General features: G+C 62.7%; 17 protein-coding genes. 12 read left to right on the forward strand and 5 right to left on the reverse strand.

The genetic code is table 11. The features are described 5' to 3' along the window. Positions 1 to 18: 18 nt before the first annotated feature. Entirely contained in the window at positions 19 to 681 is a 663-nt protein-coding gene (locus tag IEV75_RS11425) for a protein tyrosine phosphatase family protein (protein ID WP_188452705.1), read from the reverse strand. An 85-nt stretch (positions 682 to 766) separates the two neighbouring features. Here IEV75_RS11425 and IEV75_RS11430 point away from each other — a divergent pair, with 85 nt between their 5' ends. The 4 genes from IEV75_RS11430 to IEV75_RS11445 are packed head-to-tail and all read left to right on the forward strand — an operon-like array spanning position 767 to position 4,711. Further along, positions 767 to 1,510, forward strand: coding sequence for a lysophospholipid acyltransferase family protein (locus IEV75_RS11430; RefSeq protein WP_188452706.1), 744 nt, complete (start codon positions 767 to 769; stop codon positions 1,508 to 1,510). After that, complete coding sequence (locus IEV75_RS11435; RefSeq protein WP_188452707.1) at positions 1,507 to 2,796, forward strand: 3-deoxy-D-manno-octulosonic acid transferase; 1,290 nt, start codon at positions 1,507 to 1,509, stop codon at positions 2,794 to 2,796. Before IEV75_RS11430 ends, IEV75_RS11435 begins: the two co-directional genes overlap by 4 nt. Then, on the forward strand, positions 2,796 to 3,803 hold the full coding sequence (gene lpxK, locus IEV75_RS11440) for a tetraacyldisaccharide 4'-kinase (RefSeq protein WP_188452708.1): 1,008 nt from the start codon (positions 2,796 to 2,798) through the stop codon (positions 3,801 to 3,803). Before IEV75_RS11435 ends, lpxK begins: the two co-directional genes overlap by 1 nt. Further along, positions 3,803 to 4,711 (forward strand): lysophospholipid acyltransferase family protein, encoded by a 909-nt coding sequence (locus IEV75_RS11445; protein WP_233351846.1) that lies wholly within the window; start codon positions 3,803 to 3,805, stop codon positions 4,709 to 4,711. Before lpxK ends, IEV75_RS11445 begins: the two co-directional genes overlap by 1 nt. Here IEV75_RS11445 and IEV75_RS14015 read toward each other — a convergent pair. Further along, entirely contained in the window at positions 4,690 to 5,499 is an 810-nt protein-coding gene (locus IEV75_RS14015) for a M23 family metallopeptidase (protein WP_308418876.1), read from the reverse strand. The two genes, IEV75_RS11445 and IEV75_RS14015, sit on opposite strands and share 22 nt — an antisense overlap. Further along, positions 5,496 to 5,726 (reverse strand): DUF2093 domain-containing protein, encoded by a 231-nt coding sequence (locus tag IEV75_RS11455; protein ID WP_188452709.1) that lies wholly within the window; start codon positions 5,724 to 5,726, stop codon positions 5,496 to 5,498. Before IEV75_RS11455 ends, IEV75_RS14015 begins: the two co-directional genes overlap by 4 nt. 147 nt (positions 5,727 to 5,873) lie before the next feature. Here IEV75_RS11455 and IEV75_RS11460 point away from each other — a divergent pair, with 147 nt between their 5' ends. The 4 genes from IEV75_RS11460 to IEV75_RS11475 all read left to right on the forward strand — a co-directional run bounded on the left by IEV75_RS11460 (position 5,874) and on the right by IEV75_RS11475 (position 9,514). After that, complete coding sequence (locus IEV75_RS11460; protein ID WP_188452710.1) at positions 5,874 to 6,974, forward strand: NADH:flavin oxidoreductase; 1,101 nt, start codon at positions 5,874 to 5,876, stop codon at positions 6,972 to 6,974. A 35-nt stretch (positions 6,975 to 7,009) separates the two neighbouring features. Beyond that, a complete protein-coding gene (locus IEV75_RS11465) occupies positions 7,010 to 7,462 on the forward strand; it encodes a MaoC family dehydratase (protein ID WP_188452711.1) in 453 nt (150 codons plus the stop codon). A gap of 61 nt (positions 7,463 to 7,523) precedes the next feature. Next, entirely contained in the window at positions 7,524 to 8,870 is a 1,347-nt protein-coding gene (locus tag IEV75_RS11470; RefSeq protein WP_188452712.1) for an AAA family ATPase, read from the forward strand. Beyond that, the gene (locus IEV75_RS11475; protein ID WP_188452713.1) at positions 8,867 to 9,514 is read left to right on the forward strand and encodes a hypothetical protein; all 648 of its coding nucleotides are present in this window, start codon (positions 8,867 to 8,869) and stop codon (positions 9,512 to 9,514) included. Before IEV75_RS11470 ends, IEV75_RS11475 begins: the two co-directional genes overlap by 4 nt. Here the strand turns inward: IEV75_RS11475 and IEV75_RS11480 are convergent. Continuing rightward, positions 9,511 to 10,422 carry a flagellin N-terminal helical domain-containing protein gene (locus IEV75_RS11480; RefSeq protein ID WP_188452714.1) on the reverse strand — a complete coding sequence of 304 codons (912 nt, stop codon included), beginning with the start codon at positions 10,420 to 10,422 and terminating at the stop codon, positions 9,511 to 9,513. The genes IEV75_RS11475 and IEV75_RS11480 overlap by 4 nt on opposite strands. A 20-nt stretch (positions 10,423 to 10,442) precedes the next feature. Then, positions 10,443 to 12,575 carry a flagellar hook-associated protein FlgK gene (gene flgK, locus IEV75_RS11485; RefSeq protein ID WP_188452715.1) on the reverse strand — a complete coding sequence of 711 codons (2,133 nt, stop codon included), beginning with the start codon at positions 12,573 to 12,575 and terminating at the stop codon, positions 10,443 to 10,445. A 500-nt stretch (positions 12,576 to 13,075) separates the two neighbouring features. Between flgK and IEV75_RS11490 the strand changes: the two genes are divergently transcribed. From IEV75_RS11490 to sciP, 4 genes are all read left to right on the forward strand, one after another. Beyond that, on the forward strand, positions 13,076 to 14,857 hold the full coding sequence (locus IEV75_RS11490; protein ID WP_188452716.1) for a flagellar hook-length control protein FliK: 1,782 nt from the start codon (positions 13,076 to 13,078) through the stop codon (positions 14,855 to 14,857). 4 nt (positions 14,858 to 14,861) lie between these two features. After that, on the forward strand, positions 14,862 to 15,617 hold the full coding sequence (locus IEV75_RS11495) for a flagellar hook assembly protein FlgD (protein WP_188452717.1): 756 nt from the start codon (positions 14,862 to 14,864) through the stop codon (positions 15,615 to 15,617). Positions 15,618 to 15,691: 74 nt separating this feature from the next. Continuing rightward, positions 15,692 to 17,086: a flagellar hook protein FlgE gene (locus IEV75_RS11500; protein WP_188452718.1), complete on the forward strand. Its 1,395-nt coding sequence runs from the start codon at positions 15,692 to 15,694 to the stop codon at positions 17,084 to 17,086. A gap of 357 nt (positions 17,087 to 17,443) precedes the next feature. After that, positions 17,444 to 17,716 carry a CtrA inhibitor SciP gene (gene sciP, locus IEV75_RS11505; protein WP_127568256.1) on the forward strand — a complete coding sequence of 91 codons (273 nt, stop codon included), beginning with the start codon at positions 17,444 to 17,446 and terminating at the stop codon, positions 17,714 to 17,716. Positions 17,717 to 17,781: the final 65 nt, after the last annotated feature.

Genomic DNA, 17,781 nt, shown 5'->3' on the forward strand with positions numbered 1-17,781 from the left:
TGGCCTTGGCCACCGGTATCATTCACGGCGCAGCAGGCGTTCCGTGAGGATGGACCCCCACCAGCTGGCCATGAAGCCATCATGGCAGGCCTGCCGGTCATATTCGGTCCTCACCCAGGTCAGGAAATCGATGGGCTCTTTCGCATTCCGGTCCAGATAAAGCTGGAAGAAATGATCCAGCATGCCCGTCTTGCCCTGCTTGACATGCCCATATTTCAGCGAGAGGTGGGCAAGCGCCGCTTCCACCGTCCAGCCCTCGTGCAGGATCAGATAGAGCACCGCGACAATTCCGGCCCGGTCAGAGCCTGACTTGCAGTGCATGAAGGCAGGGTATTCGATGGTGTTGAAAACCTCGATCAGGCGCTCGATCCGCTCCACATAGGGCGCCTCGCGCGATCCCCAGCCGAGATCGATCACGGTGATGCCGTGCTTCTTCGCAGCCCAGTGTTCAAGGTCGTAATAGGCCTTGCCGGGCTGCACGCCGCGCAGGTTCAGTATCGTCCTGAATCCCTGCCCGGCGAGCCAGGCAATGCGGTCCGGATCGGGCTGATTGCCACGCCACATCTGCCCGGCCACGTGGCGGTGATTGCGGAATGCCCGGCGCAACACGCCGTGATCATCCCACATCAGGCTGCTGCGGGCGCGTGCCAGAACGGCCGGATCGTCAAAATTCTCGCTCATGGAGGGCCGACTTAAGCGTTAAGGACAGGGCACGCAACAACACTTGATGCTTGACGTGAGGCGGCGCGCTGGCCAGCAACAGGACATGGCAAGGTCTGTCTTGAGCTTTACACCCGTCCAGATCGCGCTCGGCGCACTGATGGGCGGCTATATGTCCCTCGTCCAGCACACGACGCGCTGGGAGGTGCGGCGGAGCGACGCCATGCGCGAGATAGCCGCTCGCGGGGGCGGCGCCATCGGCGCTTTCTGGCACGGCCGGCTGCTGATGAGCATTGCGCTCTGGCCGCCGCGCACCCAGCAGCCCGCCATACTGGTTTCGCGTTCTGCCGATGGCGATGTCATTGCGCGCGCTGCCGCGCATCACAAGGTGCTCGGCATTCGCGGTTCGACGCGCAAGCGCCGCCGTGACGGCACCCATGATGACAAGGGCGCGATGAGCGCCTACCGCGCGATGGTCCGCCATATACAAGAAGGCGGTGTCATGGCCATCACGCCTGATGGCCCGAAAGGCCCGCGCATGCGGGTGACACCCGGCGCGCTGCGCCTTGCCGAAGCCACCGGCGCGCCCTTGCTTGCGGTGACATGGTCGATCCGCTGGCGCAAGGTGTTCAACTCCTGGGACCGGTTCGTCCTGCCCTTCCCCTTTTCGCGCGGTGTCATCATCTGGAGCGAGCCCTATCACCTGCCGGAAAACCCCACCGCCGAGGATCGCGAGGCGGCGCGTATCTGGCTGGAGAACACGCTTATAGACATGACCCGCGAGGCTGACCTGGCCTGCGGCGTGGAACCGGTTGAGCCCGCCCCGCCCGCCGGAGCGCGCGGCACATGACGCGCCTGCCTCCCGCCCTGTCATTTTACCGGTTCGCGTCGGGGCTGGCCGCGCCGCTGGCACCGGCAGTGCTGTCCTCACGCGCCCGCAAGGGCAAGGAAGATGAAAGCCGGATGGGTGAACGCCTCGGCCATGCTTCCGTGGCCCGGCCCGAAGGCAGCCTTGTCTGGATCCACGGCGCGAGTGTCGGCGAGAGCCGCGTCGCGCTTACCCTTGCCGGTGCGCTGATCGCCGCCCGGCCTGATCTCAATGTGCTCCTCACCTCCGGCACCGTCACATCTGCTGCCCTTGTGGGCCGTGAGGCGCCGCCCGGCGTGATCCACCAATACGTCCCCGCAGACACCCCGGAAGCCGCGCGCCGCTTCATGGCACACTGGAAACCCGATGTGGCCGCTTTCGTGGAAAGCGAACTCTGGCCGAACCTGATTGTCGAGGCATCCCGGTCCGGCGCACGGCTGGCCCTGGTCAATGCGCGCATGAACGCGGCGTCCCTGCGCCGCTGGCAACGCTGGCAGCGATCCGGCAAGACGCTTGTAGGCCTGTTTGACTGGATCAGCCCGGCAGACGGGCGCACCGCACGCGGACTGGGGCAATTGCTGGACCGCAAGCTCGCTGTTGCGGGCAATCTGAAGCTGGAAATCCTCCCCGCCATGCCGGCGGCCGACAAGCTGGCCGCTGCACGCACGATTGTGAACGGACGTCCCGTATGGGTCGCGGCAAGCACCCATGCCGGCGAGGAAGAGATCGTTTTGGACGCCCACCAGCACCTGCTGGCCACACATGAAGATGCACTGCTGATACTCGTGCCGCGCCACCCGGACCGGGCTGATGCGATTGCCGCGCTGCTGGACCAGCGCCAGCTAGCCTTCGCGCGCCGATCGAAGCGCGAGGCGCCAGGACAGGACGCGCCGGTCTGGCTGGCGGACACGTTGGGCGAGATGTCGCTCTGGTTCGAGCTGGCCCCCGTCGCGCTCATAGCGGGCAGCCTGAAACCCGGCATTGGCGGTCACAATCCGGTAGAGGCTACGAGACTGGGCTGTGCGGTCATTTCAGGGCCGTGGCGCGACAGCTTTTCCGACATTTATGACGCCTATGAGCAGCATGGCGCGGTCGCCACCGTCCAGGACACGGCCGGTCTCACCGGGGCTGTCATACGCAGCTGGGCTGGCGAGGACGCAAGCCTCAGTGCAGGCCAGGCTGCCCTCTCGGCACTGACCGGCAATGTACTGGCCACCACAACGGGCAAGCTCCTTTCCCTGCTCGGCACGCCTGCGGAGACACGCTGATGCGCCCGCCCGCCTTCTGGAACGACAAGGCCGGACGCTCATCGGGCGCCGTCACGCGCGCGCTTCTCTCACCGCTGGGCTGGGCCTACGCCGCCGCCGGCGCTGCGCGCATCGCCGGCACCACGCCCTTCAAGGCAGATGTGCCGGTGGTATGCGTGGGCAATCTCACGCTCGGCGGCACCGGCAAGACGCCGGTCAGCGCCGCCTTGCTCACCATGCTGCGAGACATGGGGGCCAGCCCGTTTGCCCTGTCGCGCGGCTGGGGCGGACGGCTGAAAGGCCCGGTACGGGTCGATCACGAGACCCATGGCGCAGACGATGTGGGTGACGAGCCCCTTCTGCTGGCACGTACCGCGCCTGCCATCATTTCGTCTGACCGCCCGGCTGGCGCACAGCTCGCCGTCAGGCAAGGCGCCAGCATCATCGTCATGGATGACGGCCATCAGAACCCCACCCTGCACAAGGACTTCTCCTTTGTCGTCGTCGATGGAGAAGCGGGATGGGGGCCGGGCACCATCTTCCCGGCGGGGCCATTGCGCGAGCCTGTCCGTGCTGGTCTGGCACGCGCCGGCGCGGTCATCGTGATGATGCCTGACGGCGATGCTCTGCCAGACCTTGCGCGCCTGCAACTCGATGAGCTGGAAAAGCCGGTTTTCCGCGCCTGGCTGGCACCGTCCGCGCCCGTACCGGAGGGCAGATTGCTGGCCTTTGCCGGTATTGGCCGTCCGCAGAAATTCTTTGATGGCCTCAAAGCCGCTGGCGGCGATCTGGCCGACGCCATCCAGTTTCCCGATCATCACCGCTTCAGCACAGGCGATCTCAAACGTCTGGCCGATCTCGCCGAAAGCTGGAATGCACAGCTAATCACCACCGAGAAGGATCATGTGCGCCTGCCCGCCGGCATGCGAGAGCAGGTACTGAGCTATCCTGTGCAGGCCGTGTTTGCCGACGCGGCCCGGATCAGGGATTGTCTGGCACAGATCATGGCGAGGACAGGAACGTCATAGTGTCGATTTTGCAAGCTATGGGCTGGCGCGCCGAGGCGCTGGGCTGGGACGGCTATCAGAGCCTGGTGCGCGCCATGAGCGTGGAGGCAGCCAGCGATTTCGGCGCCTCGGTGGGCGGCCGCCTGGGCCCGCTCCTGAGCCCGCACAAGGTGGCCCGGCGCAATATGGAGCTGGTCTTCCCCGATGCCGGCGCGCGCGAGATCGACGCGCTTCTGGTGGCCATGTGGGACAATATCGGCCGCCTGCTGGGGGAATTTCCCAACCTGCACCGCATGGATCTCAAGGCCACCGGCGAGAGCATCCGCCTTGAAGGGCGCGACGTGATCGACGAGCTGGCGGCCAAGGGCGATCCGGTGGTCTTTGTTGGCGGGCATTTCGCCAACTGGGAAGTGCTGGCTGCGGTACTGGCCAATGCCATGCCCAAATGCCGGATGACCTACCGCCATGCCAACAATCCGCTGATCGACCGGCGCATCGTCAACCAGCGCGCGGCCTATGGCGTGGAGATTTTCGCGCCCAAGGGCGAGGCAGGTGCCAAGGAAGCGCTAAAGGCGCTCCAGACAGGCCATTCGGTGGCGCTTATGAACGACCAGAAGATGAATGACGGGATCGAGGCGCCGTTTTTCGGCCTGCCCGCCATGACCGCTTCGGGCCCGGCGCGCATGGCGCTGAAGTATGATGCGCCTCTGGTGCCGATGTCGGTCGTGCGCCGCCACGGCGCGAACTTCACGGTAAAGGTCTATGAACCCCTGCCGCGCCCGCAGGCAGCTGACCGGACGCAGGCCATTCTGGAGATGGTGACAGCGGTGAACCGCTTCATCGAGGCGCGTATTCTCGAAACGCCGGCCCAGTGGTTCTGGGTGCACCGGCGTTTCGCCAAAAATGTCTACCGCAAGGCGGCCGGCTGAACGTCCAGCGTGGCGAACGGGTCAACATTGCGCCCATGCCAGCGGATACGCCAGCACAGGTGCGGCCCGGTGGACCGCCCCGTGGACCCTACACGCCCGATCAGCTGGCCCTGCTCGACGGTATCGCCTTCGGCCACGAGCACTTCAGAAAGATGCAGATAGGCCGAGTTAAAGCCCTGCCCGTGATCGATAAAAATCAGCCCGCCCTCGAAATACATGTCGCTGTCGGCCAGCCTGACAATGCCCCCGGCCGGTGCCAGCACTTCTGTGCCCGTCGGCGCAGCGATATCCACCCCGTAATGGGGTGTACGCGGTTCGCCATTATAGATGCGCTGACCGCCGAACCGGCTTGAGATCCGTCCCTGTGTGGGCTGGATGAAGCCGGACATGAACCCGTCGCCATCCCAGCGCGAGGCATGGGCCTGGCCTTTGCGCGCACCTTCGGCGCGAATGCGCTCCAGCACGTCTGGCGGCGGGCTGACCATGGCGGGCGGCAGGCCGTCAATGCGCTGGATATCGTATTCGGCCGCCGCCACCTCATAGCGCTCGTCGAATACCCATTCCCCGTTGATCCGTACGCGCAGCCGCGTCTCTTCAGGCGCATCCCTGTCATGGCCGAGAATGACCCAGCCCTCGTCATTGGCCCGCGTCTCCACCTCGTCGATCATGACGGTGGCACCGGGCGCCGTGCGGCAGACCAGAACGCCGCCCTGGCGGTGCTCGCCATCACACACAATCGCGCGATCAGCGCTGGCGACCGCCAGCGCAGCAGCAAGAAGCACGATCATGTCTGCATCCCCGGTTCGGAATGGATTTCCAGCCAGCGCTGTGTGGCCGCCTGCGCGTCCTTGAACGCTTCCTGCAATTCAGAGCTCCAGTAGCGCAGCTGGTTCAGCGGGATTTTCTCGCCCGTCACCGCGCACAGCACATAGGCGCCCGGCTCCAGTATCATGAAGTCGGCATCCCCATATTCCAGCTTGGCTTCGCCGGTGAAATCGCGCTCGAAGCGGTTCATGTGCACTCCCGGATTTTCCTTGTCCGCATTATCTATCACGGTCGCTGCGCTGCATCAAAGTGCGCGACAGTGGCTTGACCCTGACTACGGGCACGCCATCTGATACCGGTCACACCATCCCTCCCATCCTCCTTGCGGGACGTTTCCATGACCAATGCTGCTGCCCTGTTCCAGCCCTTCCAGCTGGGCTCGCTCTCCCTTGCCAACCGTATCGTGATGGCGCCGATGACGCGCTCCTTCTCGCCGGGCGGCGTACCGGGAGAGGACGTGGCGGCCTATTACCGCCGCCGGGCGGAAAATGCGGTTGGCCTGATCATCACCGAGGGCACGACCGTGGACCGTCCGGGCGCCAGCTTCGACGCCAACGTGCCGAACTTCCATGCGCCGGAATCGCTGGCGGGCTGGAAGAAGGTTGTCGATGCCGTCCATGCGGCGGGTGGCAAAATCGCGCCTCAGCTCTGGCATGTGGGCCTTGCCCGCCGTCCTGGAAGCGGACCGCATCCTGACGCCCCCTCTGACAGCCCGTCCGGCATCCTGCCCAATGGCAAGACAATCGGCGAGCCGATGAGTGAAGAGGACATCGCCGACACGGTTCACGCCTTTGCCAGGGCCGCAAAGGCCGCGGTGGAGACCGGCTTTGACGCCATCGAGCTGCACGGCGCGCACGGCTATCTGATCGACCAGTTCTTCTGGGACGGACTCAACAAGCGCACCGACCGTTTTGGCGGCGATCTGAAAGGCCGCCTCACCTTCGGCGAGGAGATTGTGCGGGCCGTGCGAGCGGAAATGCCGGCCGCCATGCCGCTTATCCTGCGCTACTCGCAATGGAAGCAGCAGGACTACACCGCGCGGCTGGCTGCAACACCGCAGGAACTGGAAACCTTCCTGACCCCGCTGGCCGGCGCCGGTGTGGACATGTTCCATGCCTCGACCCGCCGCTTCTGGATACCCGAATTTGAAGGTTCCGACCTCAATCTTGCCGGCTGGACGAAAAAGCTGACAGGCAAGCCGGTCATCACCGTCGGCTCGGTGGGTCTCAATTCCGATTTCCTCGGCGCCTTCATGGGCGAGGGTTCACCCGCGGCCTCGCTCGACGGCCTGCTGAAGCGCTTCGAGAACGGCGAGTTCGATCTCGTTGCCGTTGGCCGTGCGCTGCTGTCTGATCCGCAATGGGCCGCCAAGGTGCGTGATGGCCGGTTTGACGAGCTGGCTGATTTTTCGGCTGAAGCGCTAAAAGAGCTGGTGTAGGCATTGGCCGCGACAATAACAGGGGAGAGATGGCCATGAGCCTTCTGGAGCAATATGCCGCGCGTATCGGCGAGACGGTGACATCGGACTGGTTTGACGTCGATCAGGCGCGCGTGAACGCGTTTGCCGACGTGACGCTGGACCATCAGTTCATCCATGTGGACCCCGAGCGCGCAGCGAAGGAAACGCCCTTCGGCGGCCCGATTGCCCATGGTTTCCTGACGCTGTCGCTTCTCTCCCATTTTGCCGAATCCACCCTGCCGGCCTTTCCCGACAAGGTGATCGGTATCAATTACGGCTTCGACAAGGTGCGTTTCCTGTCACCGGTCCGCGTTGGCGCGCGCATTCGCGGCAAGTTCACGCTGGCAAGGGCGGAAGAGCGCAAGCCCGGCCAGATCCAGCTGGTGCAGAACTGCTCAGTCGAGATTGAAGGCTCCGATACGCCTGCTCTGGCCGCAGAATGGCTCAGCCTGATAGTCTACGGCTAGCGCACTTTCCGTAGCTGTCCCAACCCGATGATGCTAGGGTTCCGTTCGGGTAGGCTCGCGCATGGACGGTAGCGAGACGCGCCTTTTTCCTGTACGAAGCGAGCTGCTTCCAAATTCAGGTAAATATATGTTACGTCGGCTGAAAATTTCCCGCTTCAAATCGATTTATGAATCTGAAATCAGCTTCGGGAAAATAAACCTATTTATTGGCCCGAACGGCGCTGGAAAATCAAACCTTCTTGAAGCACTCGCAATTCTTTCATCCTGCCTAAAAAGAGGAGTAGAACCTCAAGACCTCGACTATAAGGGAGTGCGCCTATCTCGAGCCAACCTCTTTAAGTCTTCCTTTCGTGGAGTGGATCGACCCAAAACCTTTATGATCGAAGCGGATTTTGACACGTTCAAATACCGGGTCGTCTTGCGAAGCGGACAATATAGCGATTATTTAGAATTTTTTTCTGAGTCTTTTGAAATCGATGGCGTCCGGAGGCTCGGCCGGAGTCATGCGGGCGTACGCATACACCCTGAGAGCATAGAAATAGATTCATCGAGAAGTTTTAGCATTCCGAGCACTAGAGGACTTTGGGACAGTCTTTCACAAATCATCAAGATGCCCACGTCGGTCAGAAAAGAGATCGATGATTTTGCGGACTTCGCAATTTACACTCCCCAAACAGCCGTTATGCGCGGACTTGCAACAGATGGCCGCGTTGTCGAGCCCCTTGGCTTAACTGGCTCGCGCCTAGCTGCCGCTTTTACGGAAACGGTACGCCATGCCAGAAGCCAAGAGGGCATTGAGGCCGAGAAGCGCTTTCAGAAGCTGCTAGCAGTAATCTGGAGTCCGGGCTGGAGCGACTTGCTGAGAGTCGGGTCCAGAGACCCGGGAATAGTGCCCGAGCAGATGAAAACAGAATCAGAGGTAATATACTTCAGAGATAAGTATATGAAAACGAATGCGAATTTCCTAAGTCCATTTGATGCCAGTGAGGGGACATTATATCTACTTTTTTCTGCATTGTTGTTAGCGCATCCCAAATCACCACGGTCGTTCGCAGTAGATAATGTGGATGGCACGCTCAATCCAGGTCTGGTTTCTAAGCTGGTATCACACATCGTGTCGTCGATTGACGATGTTAGCAACAGTTCATCAAAGCAGGTATTTTTGACCTCTCACAACCCAACTGCCCTTGATGCTTTGGATATCTTTGATACCGACCACAAAATTTTTGTAATTTCGAGAAACGAATCTGTCTCACCTCAGAATAACAACAGCATCAGCGGGGAAACACTCATCCGCCCAATAGTGCCGCCGCCTAATGCGAAACCGGAAGATTGGCACAGGCGCGCGCGCGGTCGGAATTTGTCCGAGCTTCTTTTGGGAGGCGAAATCAAAGGTGCTCTCGGATGAGTGCCGTCGCCTTGGCCTGTGAGGGGCCTTACGACCTTGTCGCAATGCGGTCGTTAATCTGCGAGCTTGCGAGCGGTGTCGTTAGTTTCCGCGAAGTGTTTCCAGCCGCGGATGCCACTGGCAGTGAAGGCGGGTGGGCCAAACTCATTGAGCGATTAAAACGACTATTTAATGGCGACGCTAATGTTTTCTTTGAAATGCCTCTATTTGACGGTGACGACGCAATTTCGCATTTAATAATTCACTTCGATGCTGATATCGCCGAAGAAGCCGCGAACTACCAAGGCATTAAGTTCAAGAAAGCGAATACAGAACTTGAACGTATTGAGCTGATTATATTGATGATTCAGTCCATAATTGACGATTCTGGTGAAGATTTTGATATATCAAAAATAATTTATGCTATTCCAAGCCCCTGTACTGAGGGGTGGCTACTTTTATCTTGTAGCCCAGAAAATTACACTCCGCTGATGCCGTCAAAAGATGCCAAATCAGCACTCAAGCGAATTCACCCTGGGTGCCTAAACACTACCAAAAAATACGATCAAGCGTGCAAGGAAATCTGGAAAGGTGCCGAAAAGAACAAAGGCAAGTCCGTAGGACTCCAACGCTTTACTATAAACGTCGAAGAGTCAGGATTCTAACGCAGGAAGGGCAGGAGCGAAACCTGGCTCATGTCGGAGAATACCAGGGCTGACACCTGAACGGCGGCTTGCGCCTGCGCAAGGCGCGTGGCCGCCTCGGCCATATCGGCCTCCTCCATCCCGGCGATCATGGTAGTCAGATAATCGGAGCGCTGTGCATTGTTCGCTTGCGCGGTCTCAAGACGCGCCTGCATGGACCCGTTTCTGGCAACCGCAGTGGAGATGTTTTCGAACGCCGCGATCACATTGCTGATCTCGGTGGACAGGAAATTCTGCTGCGCCTCGGTAACCGTCCCGTCAAACGGACCGTCAGGACCGGCATTGAAATCGGCGATCCGCTCGAAAATGCCCATCAGGTCGCTGGCCAGGTCGCTGGCCAGAAAGCCTGTCTCCACCGTGGTGTTTTCCTCAATCCGGCCGGTCTGCGCCTGGGCAGAATTCTGGAAAAGATCGGCAATGTTCGCCGCGCCCTGCACATCGGCAATGGTGTTGGCTGTGAAGGGCGGCGTATCGGTACGCGTGCCGCCAAAGATGAACGAGCCGTTGAACTGGGTATTGAGCGCGCTGGTGAACCGGCTGAAAGCCGCCTGTACATCAGCCATCAGGAAGCTGCCGTCATTGGTGGTCAGCGCCAGACGCAGATCCTGCACCGCTTCCGACATTTCGTTCAGCGCCAGATCCTGCACATCCAGCCGGCTGGCAAGGCGCTTGCTGGCCTCGACAAAATTGTCCGAACGGGCCAGCGCGCCGCGCGCAAACAGGATCGTCTCGGCCTGATTGCCATACCCTTTCAGATCCGGCGCCTTCAGACCGGTCGATATCTGCTGGCCTGATTCATACAGCTCACGCTGCGCGCGCATCAGGTCCATCAGGGCGGACTGGGAAGCAGCCTGTGTCGATACACGCATGATGATCAAACCTCCCGGCGCTAGCGGCCCATATTCAGAATAATGTCAGTCATTTCCTTGGATGCCTGGATCATCCGCGCGGCCGCATTATAGGCCTGCTGGTAGAGGATCATGTTGGCCAGTTCCTCATCCATGTTGACGCCTTCGACATCCATGCGCTTGCGGTCCGCCGCTTCCTTCACCGACAGCGCGGAATCGGCCGCACGTTCAGCCCGTGCCGCGCGTGACCCGACATCCCCGGCCAGGCGCGCGCCATAGGCCTGCAGGCTGGCCGTGCCGCCTGCAAACCCGCCCGCACCGTCGAAACGGCGCGCGGTAGAGAACGCATCGTAGAGCGCCTGCCCCCCGCGGCCATCGCCTTCGGTCAGCACCAGATCGCCAGGCACTGTGGCGCCATTGATGTCGAGCCGCGAGAATGCAAGGGCAGAGGAATTGCTGCGCAGGTCATTTCTGACCGAGAAGGATTCGGCCCGCGACATCCGCGCCGCATCGCCAATGCCGAGAATCTGCGACAGGGCGAGGCCGGTATCGCCGCGCGTTGTCGTGTCGGCAATCAGGTCAAAATCGTAATTGGCATAAGCCGGAGATGGCGAGAAATTCAGCGCGCCATCGCCATTGAGCGACCAGGTGCCGTATCCGCCCATGCCTGTGGCGGGATTGTTCAGCGCGTTGACGAAATCGCCCATGCTCGCCTGATCGGCGGGAATGGTGATCTCGGTCGTGGAGCGCCCGTCGGGTGTCGAGATGCGGAAGGTCATTTCCTGCCCGGCGCCAGTGCCCAGCGGCGTGCCCGCATCCAGCCCGGTGTCGAAGAAGGACGGCCGCGCCGACGTGATGAGGTCATTCAGGCCGAAAAAGTGCGCAAAACCGCGCCCGCCCCCGATATCGGACGGGCTGGCCTCGTCCTGGACCGCCGCCAGGCCGGTGCCCGCTGCGCTCGCATTGATCACGAGGCGCCCCCCCGCAAAGCTGGCGGTACCGTCGCCGCCCAGCGCGGCATTGAGTTCGTTGACGAGATCATTGACGGTGGTTCCGGCATTACCGTTCACCGTGAAGCCGCCGGCAGTGAATTCCAGGTCGATCCGGTTCACCAGCTCGCCATCATTACGCACCACCGCCAGCGTGGCACGGCCGGTACCGTTCAGCAGGTCGTTGGCGATCAGGCCGGTATTGCGGCCCTCCATCGTGGAAGGCGGGGGATAGGATGAGGCGTTATTGTGCGCCGCGTTCAGCGCGTCGGATGTGCCGGACGTGAACTCGGCAAGCTGGGCGGCAATGGCTGGCAGCTCGATATCGCGCATGTCCATCAGCGCGCGCAGCTCTCCCGACCGGATTGAGCTCGTCAGGTCAACCGTGGCGCCGGACGATGATACAATCGCGCTGATGCGCCCGTAATCAGCGCCATAGGCACCCGTGCCCGACGGCACATAGCTCAGCTGCAGCCGGGAATTGTCGAGCAAGGCTGCCCCGTTTTCCGTGCGTACAAAGAGCCGGCCATCAGGCTGCACTTCCGAACGGATATCCATCAGGCCTGACAGCTCATCGAGGAGCTCGGACTGCCGGTTTGTCACGCCGGTGGAGTCCGATCCGGAGGCATTGAGGGTCTGGGCCTGTGTGTTGAGCGATTGCAGCTCTGTCAGTATCTCGTTGACCCGTTCAACCCCGCCGCCAATCCGCCGGTCGGCTTCGTCACGCAGCGCACGCACCTCGGCCGACAGGCGCCGCGCCTCGTCGAAGAAAGATTGCAGGTCGGACGCCGCCGACAGGCGCGCCACGCGCTCTGCCGGGTCAACCGCCGCCGACCCTATCGATTCAAAGGCCTGCACCAGCCTTCCGTAAAGCCCGCCTGCGTCATTGGTGCTGCCGAACTGCGTCTGCAGGCGGTCCAGAAGGGCGGCGCTAGCGGTAGCCCTGGACGCATCAGAGCCTGCACGAAGCGATGCAGCCTGCAGGAAGACATCAGCCACCCGCGTAATGCCGGCCACCTGCACACCCATGCCCATACCGCCGGCAGACCGGGCAATCAGATCCACCTTCGTGCGCGCATAGCCGGGCGTGTTGACATTGGCGATATTGTTGGAAACCGAGCGCATGCCAAGCTGGCTCGCCTGGATGCCCGACATCGCATTGCCGAGAATTCCGTTCAGCGCCATGTCTGGTCTCCTTCAACACCACCGGCCCGCACGCCCGCCTGCGTATAGGCAAAACCATCCCCCGCGCGGCAATTCCTGCCGGGGCAAAATACCTCCCGGCGCCAAGGCGCTGCGGATGTGATGGTTGCGCAAGCCATTGAAACTACGTGCCTAAGCCTTTCTTTACCGCCCGTCTGCGCATTGGCGCGGACCCTTGGCGTCATATGTAACCGGCAAGAGCCGGGCCAAACCGCCCCAGCCCCCGGATGAGGCCCGAACAGGCCGGTCACCCGGCAAGACTCGGCCCTGCCACAGGGGATTTTTTGCCGCCCGGCACGCTGGCGCAACACACCTAACCCAATTAGTATGTTGTTTTAATTCAACTATTTTAAAGTCTTTCAATGGCATGAAGCTTGAAAGCCCACTCCCGACCGGCTCATGTCTGCTCAGGCATGAAGGGCCGCCCGCCGCAAAATGCGCGCAACATCCCGATACGATTTTGTTCAAGGACCGCCGCGCCCATGCTGCCTGGCAATGCCATTGCTGACACTATTCCCTCCCTCCCCGCCGGTGGCCGGAGCGATGCTGCGCGCGCCGGCTCGGGCAAGGCAGGCGGCGCCAGCGATTTCGAGGCGCTGCTTCGCGGCAAGCCGGCCCGCAATGCCGAAGCCGGAAAGTCCACGGCACGCGAATCGGGCGGTGCCAGCCAGACTGCCAGCAATCAGACAAAGGCCGGCCGGCCGGCAGCAGACAGGCAGGCAGACCGGCCCGAACAGGCCGTTCGCGCGCCCCGCCCGCCAGCGGACAACACCGGGGACACTCAGGACGCGGTAGAAACCAGCCCGGCCGCCCGCGATGAGAACGCCGCCGACGAGGCCGTTGTGCAGCCGGAAGGCAGCACAGAGCCCGGCGAAGCCACCCCCGCCAGCGCGGGCACGGGCGGCAGCGCACCTGCCGGTGCCACAGGCAATATGAAAAGCGCGCCCGAAGTGGCCTCACCCGCGGCGCAGCCGGAAAACAGCGGTGAGAAGACGGGCGGCAGCGCTGCCGGTCCGGCTGACCCCGCGGAACCCGCTCCGGCAGATTCAGGCGCGCCGGACCCCGCCATCAGCGCGCCAGCAGACACATCCGGCGGCGAGAGCACGGCGGGCGGCGAAACTCCGCCCGGCAGCATGACGGCAGCCGCCGGCAACGCCAACGCTACGGGCACCGCACCGGCCATGCCCGCCGGTGATGCCGCACCCGCCGCCGGCAAGCCGGAGCCATCGAAGTCTGCCGAACCGGCAGTCAGCCAGACGGCCCAGGCTGCCCAGCCAAAGGGCTCGTCCGGTCAACAGACACTGGCGCAGCCTGCAGCTTCCGCGCCCGGTACCGGCACGTCTGCCAGCCAGTCCGACGCGCCGGATGCAGCGCAGGCCGCCGCCAGCAATGCCCAGCAGGCAAAGGCCGAGCTGGCTGTCCAGCCCGCAAGGGCCGACGGCGAGGTACCCAATGCCGCCGCCTTCAGACGCGAAATGGAGCGCGGCATGACGCGCGGTCAAGAGGGTCTTGAGCAGGCACGCGCCACGGCGGAGAAGGCAGAGGCCGGGGCGAAAGACGCGCCATCCCGGCCCCGAAGCGCAGGCGCCATGCCCGGCACGCCGGCCCCGGCGCCCGTCAGCACGGTCCCGGCAGCCGCCACCCCGCCCACCATGGCAGCGATGCTGACCGCCCTGCAGTCGGGCATCGCCCTGCCGGAAACCCTTGATGGCGGTGAGAGCAGCGAGGGTGGCGAACTGCGCCTTGAGAGCAGTTCCGCCCTGCTGGCCCGCAATGAAAGCGCCAGCCTGGCTGGCACGCGCACAACATCCGCCCTGCCGCACTTGCGCATGGCGTCAGGGCATGTGGCCGAGCTCGGCCAGATGATCGCCCGGCGCTTTGCTGACGGATCGCGCAGCTTTGACATCCGCCTTGACCCGCCAGAACTCGGCCGGGTGCAGGTGCGCCTCGAGATCGGGGCGGACCGCTCTGTCCAGGCCATGCTGACCGCCGAAAAACCCGAAGCACTCGCAGAGCTGCAGCGCAATGCGCGCGAACTGGAAAAGGCGCTGGCCGACGCCGGGCTTGATCTGGGCGAGAACGGGATCGGCTTCGCCTTGAGCGAGGGCGGCGATGATGACCAGCCAGCCCGCGACACCGATGGCCGCGCCGATGCACCGGCCATCACGAACACCCTGACAGTTTCCGACGCGTCCACGCCCCCCCCGGTGAGCCGGTACGGCTTTCTCATGGCCGGGCGGACAGGCGTGGATATGAGGATTTGATCCGATGACAGACCTGAACCCCATTGCCCAGGCTCAGCAGGCCGCAAGCGGCGTCAATCAGACGAACACGGCCTCGTCGGCGGCGAGCCTGACAGACAATTTCGATACCTTCCTGACACTGCTCACGTCCCAGCTGCAGAACCAGGATCCGCTCAGCCCGATGGACTCCCAGGAGTTCGTCCAGCAGCTGGTCCAGTTCTCCTCCGTGGAGCAGCAGATCCAGTCAACACAGGCCATTCAGGCGCTGCTCAACGTCCAGGCCGCGCTCGCCCAGCTCTCCAGCGTCGATTACATCGGCAAATACGCGCTGGTAGAGACCAGCGGTTCGCTGCTGAGCGAAGGCAGTGCAGAGTGGAGCTACCAGCTGCCGCAGGACGCTACCTCCACCCAGCTTGTCATTACCAATGAACAGGGCGCCACGGTCGGCACCATCAATGGCCAGACCGGCACCGGCGAGCACCGGCTGGTCTGGGATGGCAAGGACACGCAAGGCAACACCCTGCCCGACGGGGTCTACAATCTTGAAGTCGTCGCCTTCAATGCCGACGGCGAGCGCATTCAGGATGTCAGCGTACTGGTTGGCGGCCGCGTCACCGGCGTGGAGCTGAGCAACGGCCAGGCCATTGTCGAGGTAGGCGGCATGCAGGTACCGGCCTCGCGCATCGTGCGCCTGCGCGAAATACCCGCCGACCCGGTTGAACAGCCCGCCATAACCGATCCCGCCGACGAGGAAGAGGGCGAGCCTGAAGCCGTCGGATGATCCTCGACCGTCCAGCCAATGAAACCCGCAACAGATAACGTTCCAGAAAACGAAAAATAAGCAGGAGCAAGACAATGAGCCTCAATTCAGCCCTGGCAGCCGGCGCCTCCGGCCTGATCTCCAACTCCTCTGCGCTGGCGGGGATTTCGGACAATATCGCGAACGTGAACACGGTCGGCTACAAGCGCGTGAACACCAATTTCTTCCCTAACTACTCGCTCACTTCCGGCGCAGGCGATGTGCGCTATGCGGCCGGCGGCACCTCGACGCTCTCCAAGCTCGACGTGTCGACGAGCGGGCTCTTGAACCCGGCCAGCTCGTCCACCTCGCTGGCGATTGACGGCAATGGCTTCTTCGTCGTGCGGCCGAATTCCCAGAACGCGACCGGCTTTGATCCGGTGCTGTTCACCCGCTCGGGCAATTTCGAGACGGACTCGGCCGGTTTCCTGCGCAATGCCGCGGGCATGTATCTCTATGGCTGGCCGGTACAGGCCGACGGCACGGTCAATGCCAACCCGTCCAATCTGGACCAGCTTGAAGCCATCAACCTGTCCAATATCGGCGGCGCGGCAGAGGCAACCTCCTCGGTGCGCATCAACGCCAACCTGCAGGCCAGTCAGGACGTGTCGCCCGCAGCCGCCACCTACGACGCCACTGATCCGGCCAACAACATGGCCTCGGGCAATGTGACGCCGGACTTCCAGCGCACCATCCAGATCTATGACAGCCAGGGCGGTGTGCGCTCGGTGACGCTGTCGCTTCTGAAATCCACCAATGCCAATACGTGGAACGCCGAACTGCACATCGACCCGGCAACCGACATCACGACGGGCGCAGGCCTCAATTCCGGCCAGATCGCTGCCGGCGTGCTTGCGTTCAATACGGACGGCCAGATTGATGTGGCCAACACCACCCTTCCCTCCACGCTGAACTTCCTTGGATCGGACAACGCAGCCGCCCTCGGGGCCAATGACTTCCAGTGGGCGGCCGGTACCGGCATTGGCGCCCAGTCGATCCAGCTCGATCTCGGCGCGGCCGGCACACCCGGCGGCATCACCCAGTATGACAGCCCGTCCACCCTGAACTCCACGCGGGTCAACGGTGCCATTTTCGGCGCTTTCTCCAGCGTGGATGTCGACTCGCAGGGCTTTGTCTCGGCGCGGTTTACCAATGGCGTCGTACGCCAGATCTACCAGATCCCGGTTGCCACCGTGGCCAACCCGAACGGGCTGGCGACTGCTGGCGGTTCGGCCTTTTACGTCACCCCGGAATCCGGCGCCTTCACGCTGAACACCCCCGGCGCTGGCGCGTCTGGCCAGATCGCCCCCAAGGCGCTGGAAAACTCCAATGTCGATATCGCGACGGAGTTCTCCAATCTGATCATTACCCAGCGCGCCTATTCGGCTTCATCGCGGATCATTACCACAGCCGACGAGATGATGGCTGAAGCGATCCAGATGAAGCGGTAATTTTTCTCGCTCGCGCCGAGTGTGCCTGACGGCACACCGGCTCCGCGGGGGCGCTTGTTTCATTAGTGCTCCGCGCATCCGCGCGTCGCCCCTCGCACGAGCTCGGACGCCCGTTCGGGCTTGCGGCGGCCAGAGGCCGCCGAAAAGGGCGACCGCCCGCCCGCGACTTTTCGCGGAACCGGCCGAGCGGATGTGGGGGAGGACAGGAAAACGCCCCAGCCGGGGTGAATCATTTCTAAACCGCTGATTTATAGAAGATTTACCAAGGCGTTTAGGCCGCCGTTAAAACGTGTCGGCTATAACGGTCCCATCAAGAGCGCCATCAAGAGCGCCTTTATGGTGGAAGGACCGGGTTGGATGGAACGTCGTATCAAGAAAGAAAACTATGTGATCGGGCCCGATGGCAGCCCGCTCACGGTGGCCGATCTGCCGTCGGCCAACACCAAGCGCTGGGTGATCCGCCGCAAGGCCGAGGTTGTCGCAGCCGTCCGCGGCGGACTGATCAGCCTGGATGAAGCCTGCGAACGCTATCGCCTGACCGTCGAGGAATTCCTCGGCTGGCAGCGCGCGATCGAGCGTCATGGCCTTGCCGGCCTTCGCACGACCCGCATCCAGGATTACCGGCACTAGATACCTGTCCTCCCCCACATCCGTGGGGGAGGACAGAAAAAAGCTGGGTCTCCCGTCGGTGCGGG

Origin of the sequence: Glycocaulis albus (assembly GCF_014639075.1) — a bacterium.
Lineage (GTDB): Bacteria > Pseudomonadota > Alphaproteobacteria > Caulobacterales > Maricaulaceae > Glycocaulis > Glycocaulis albus.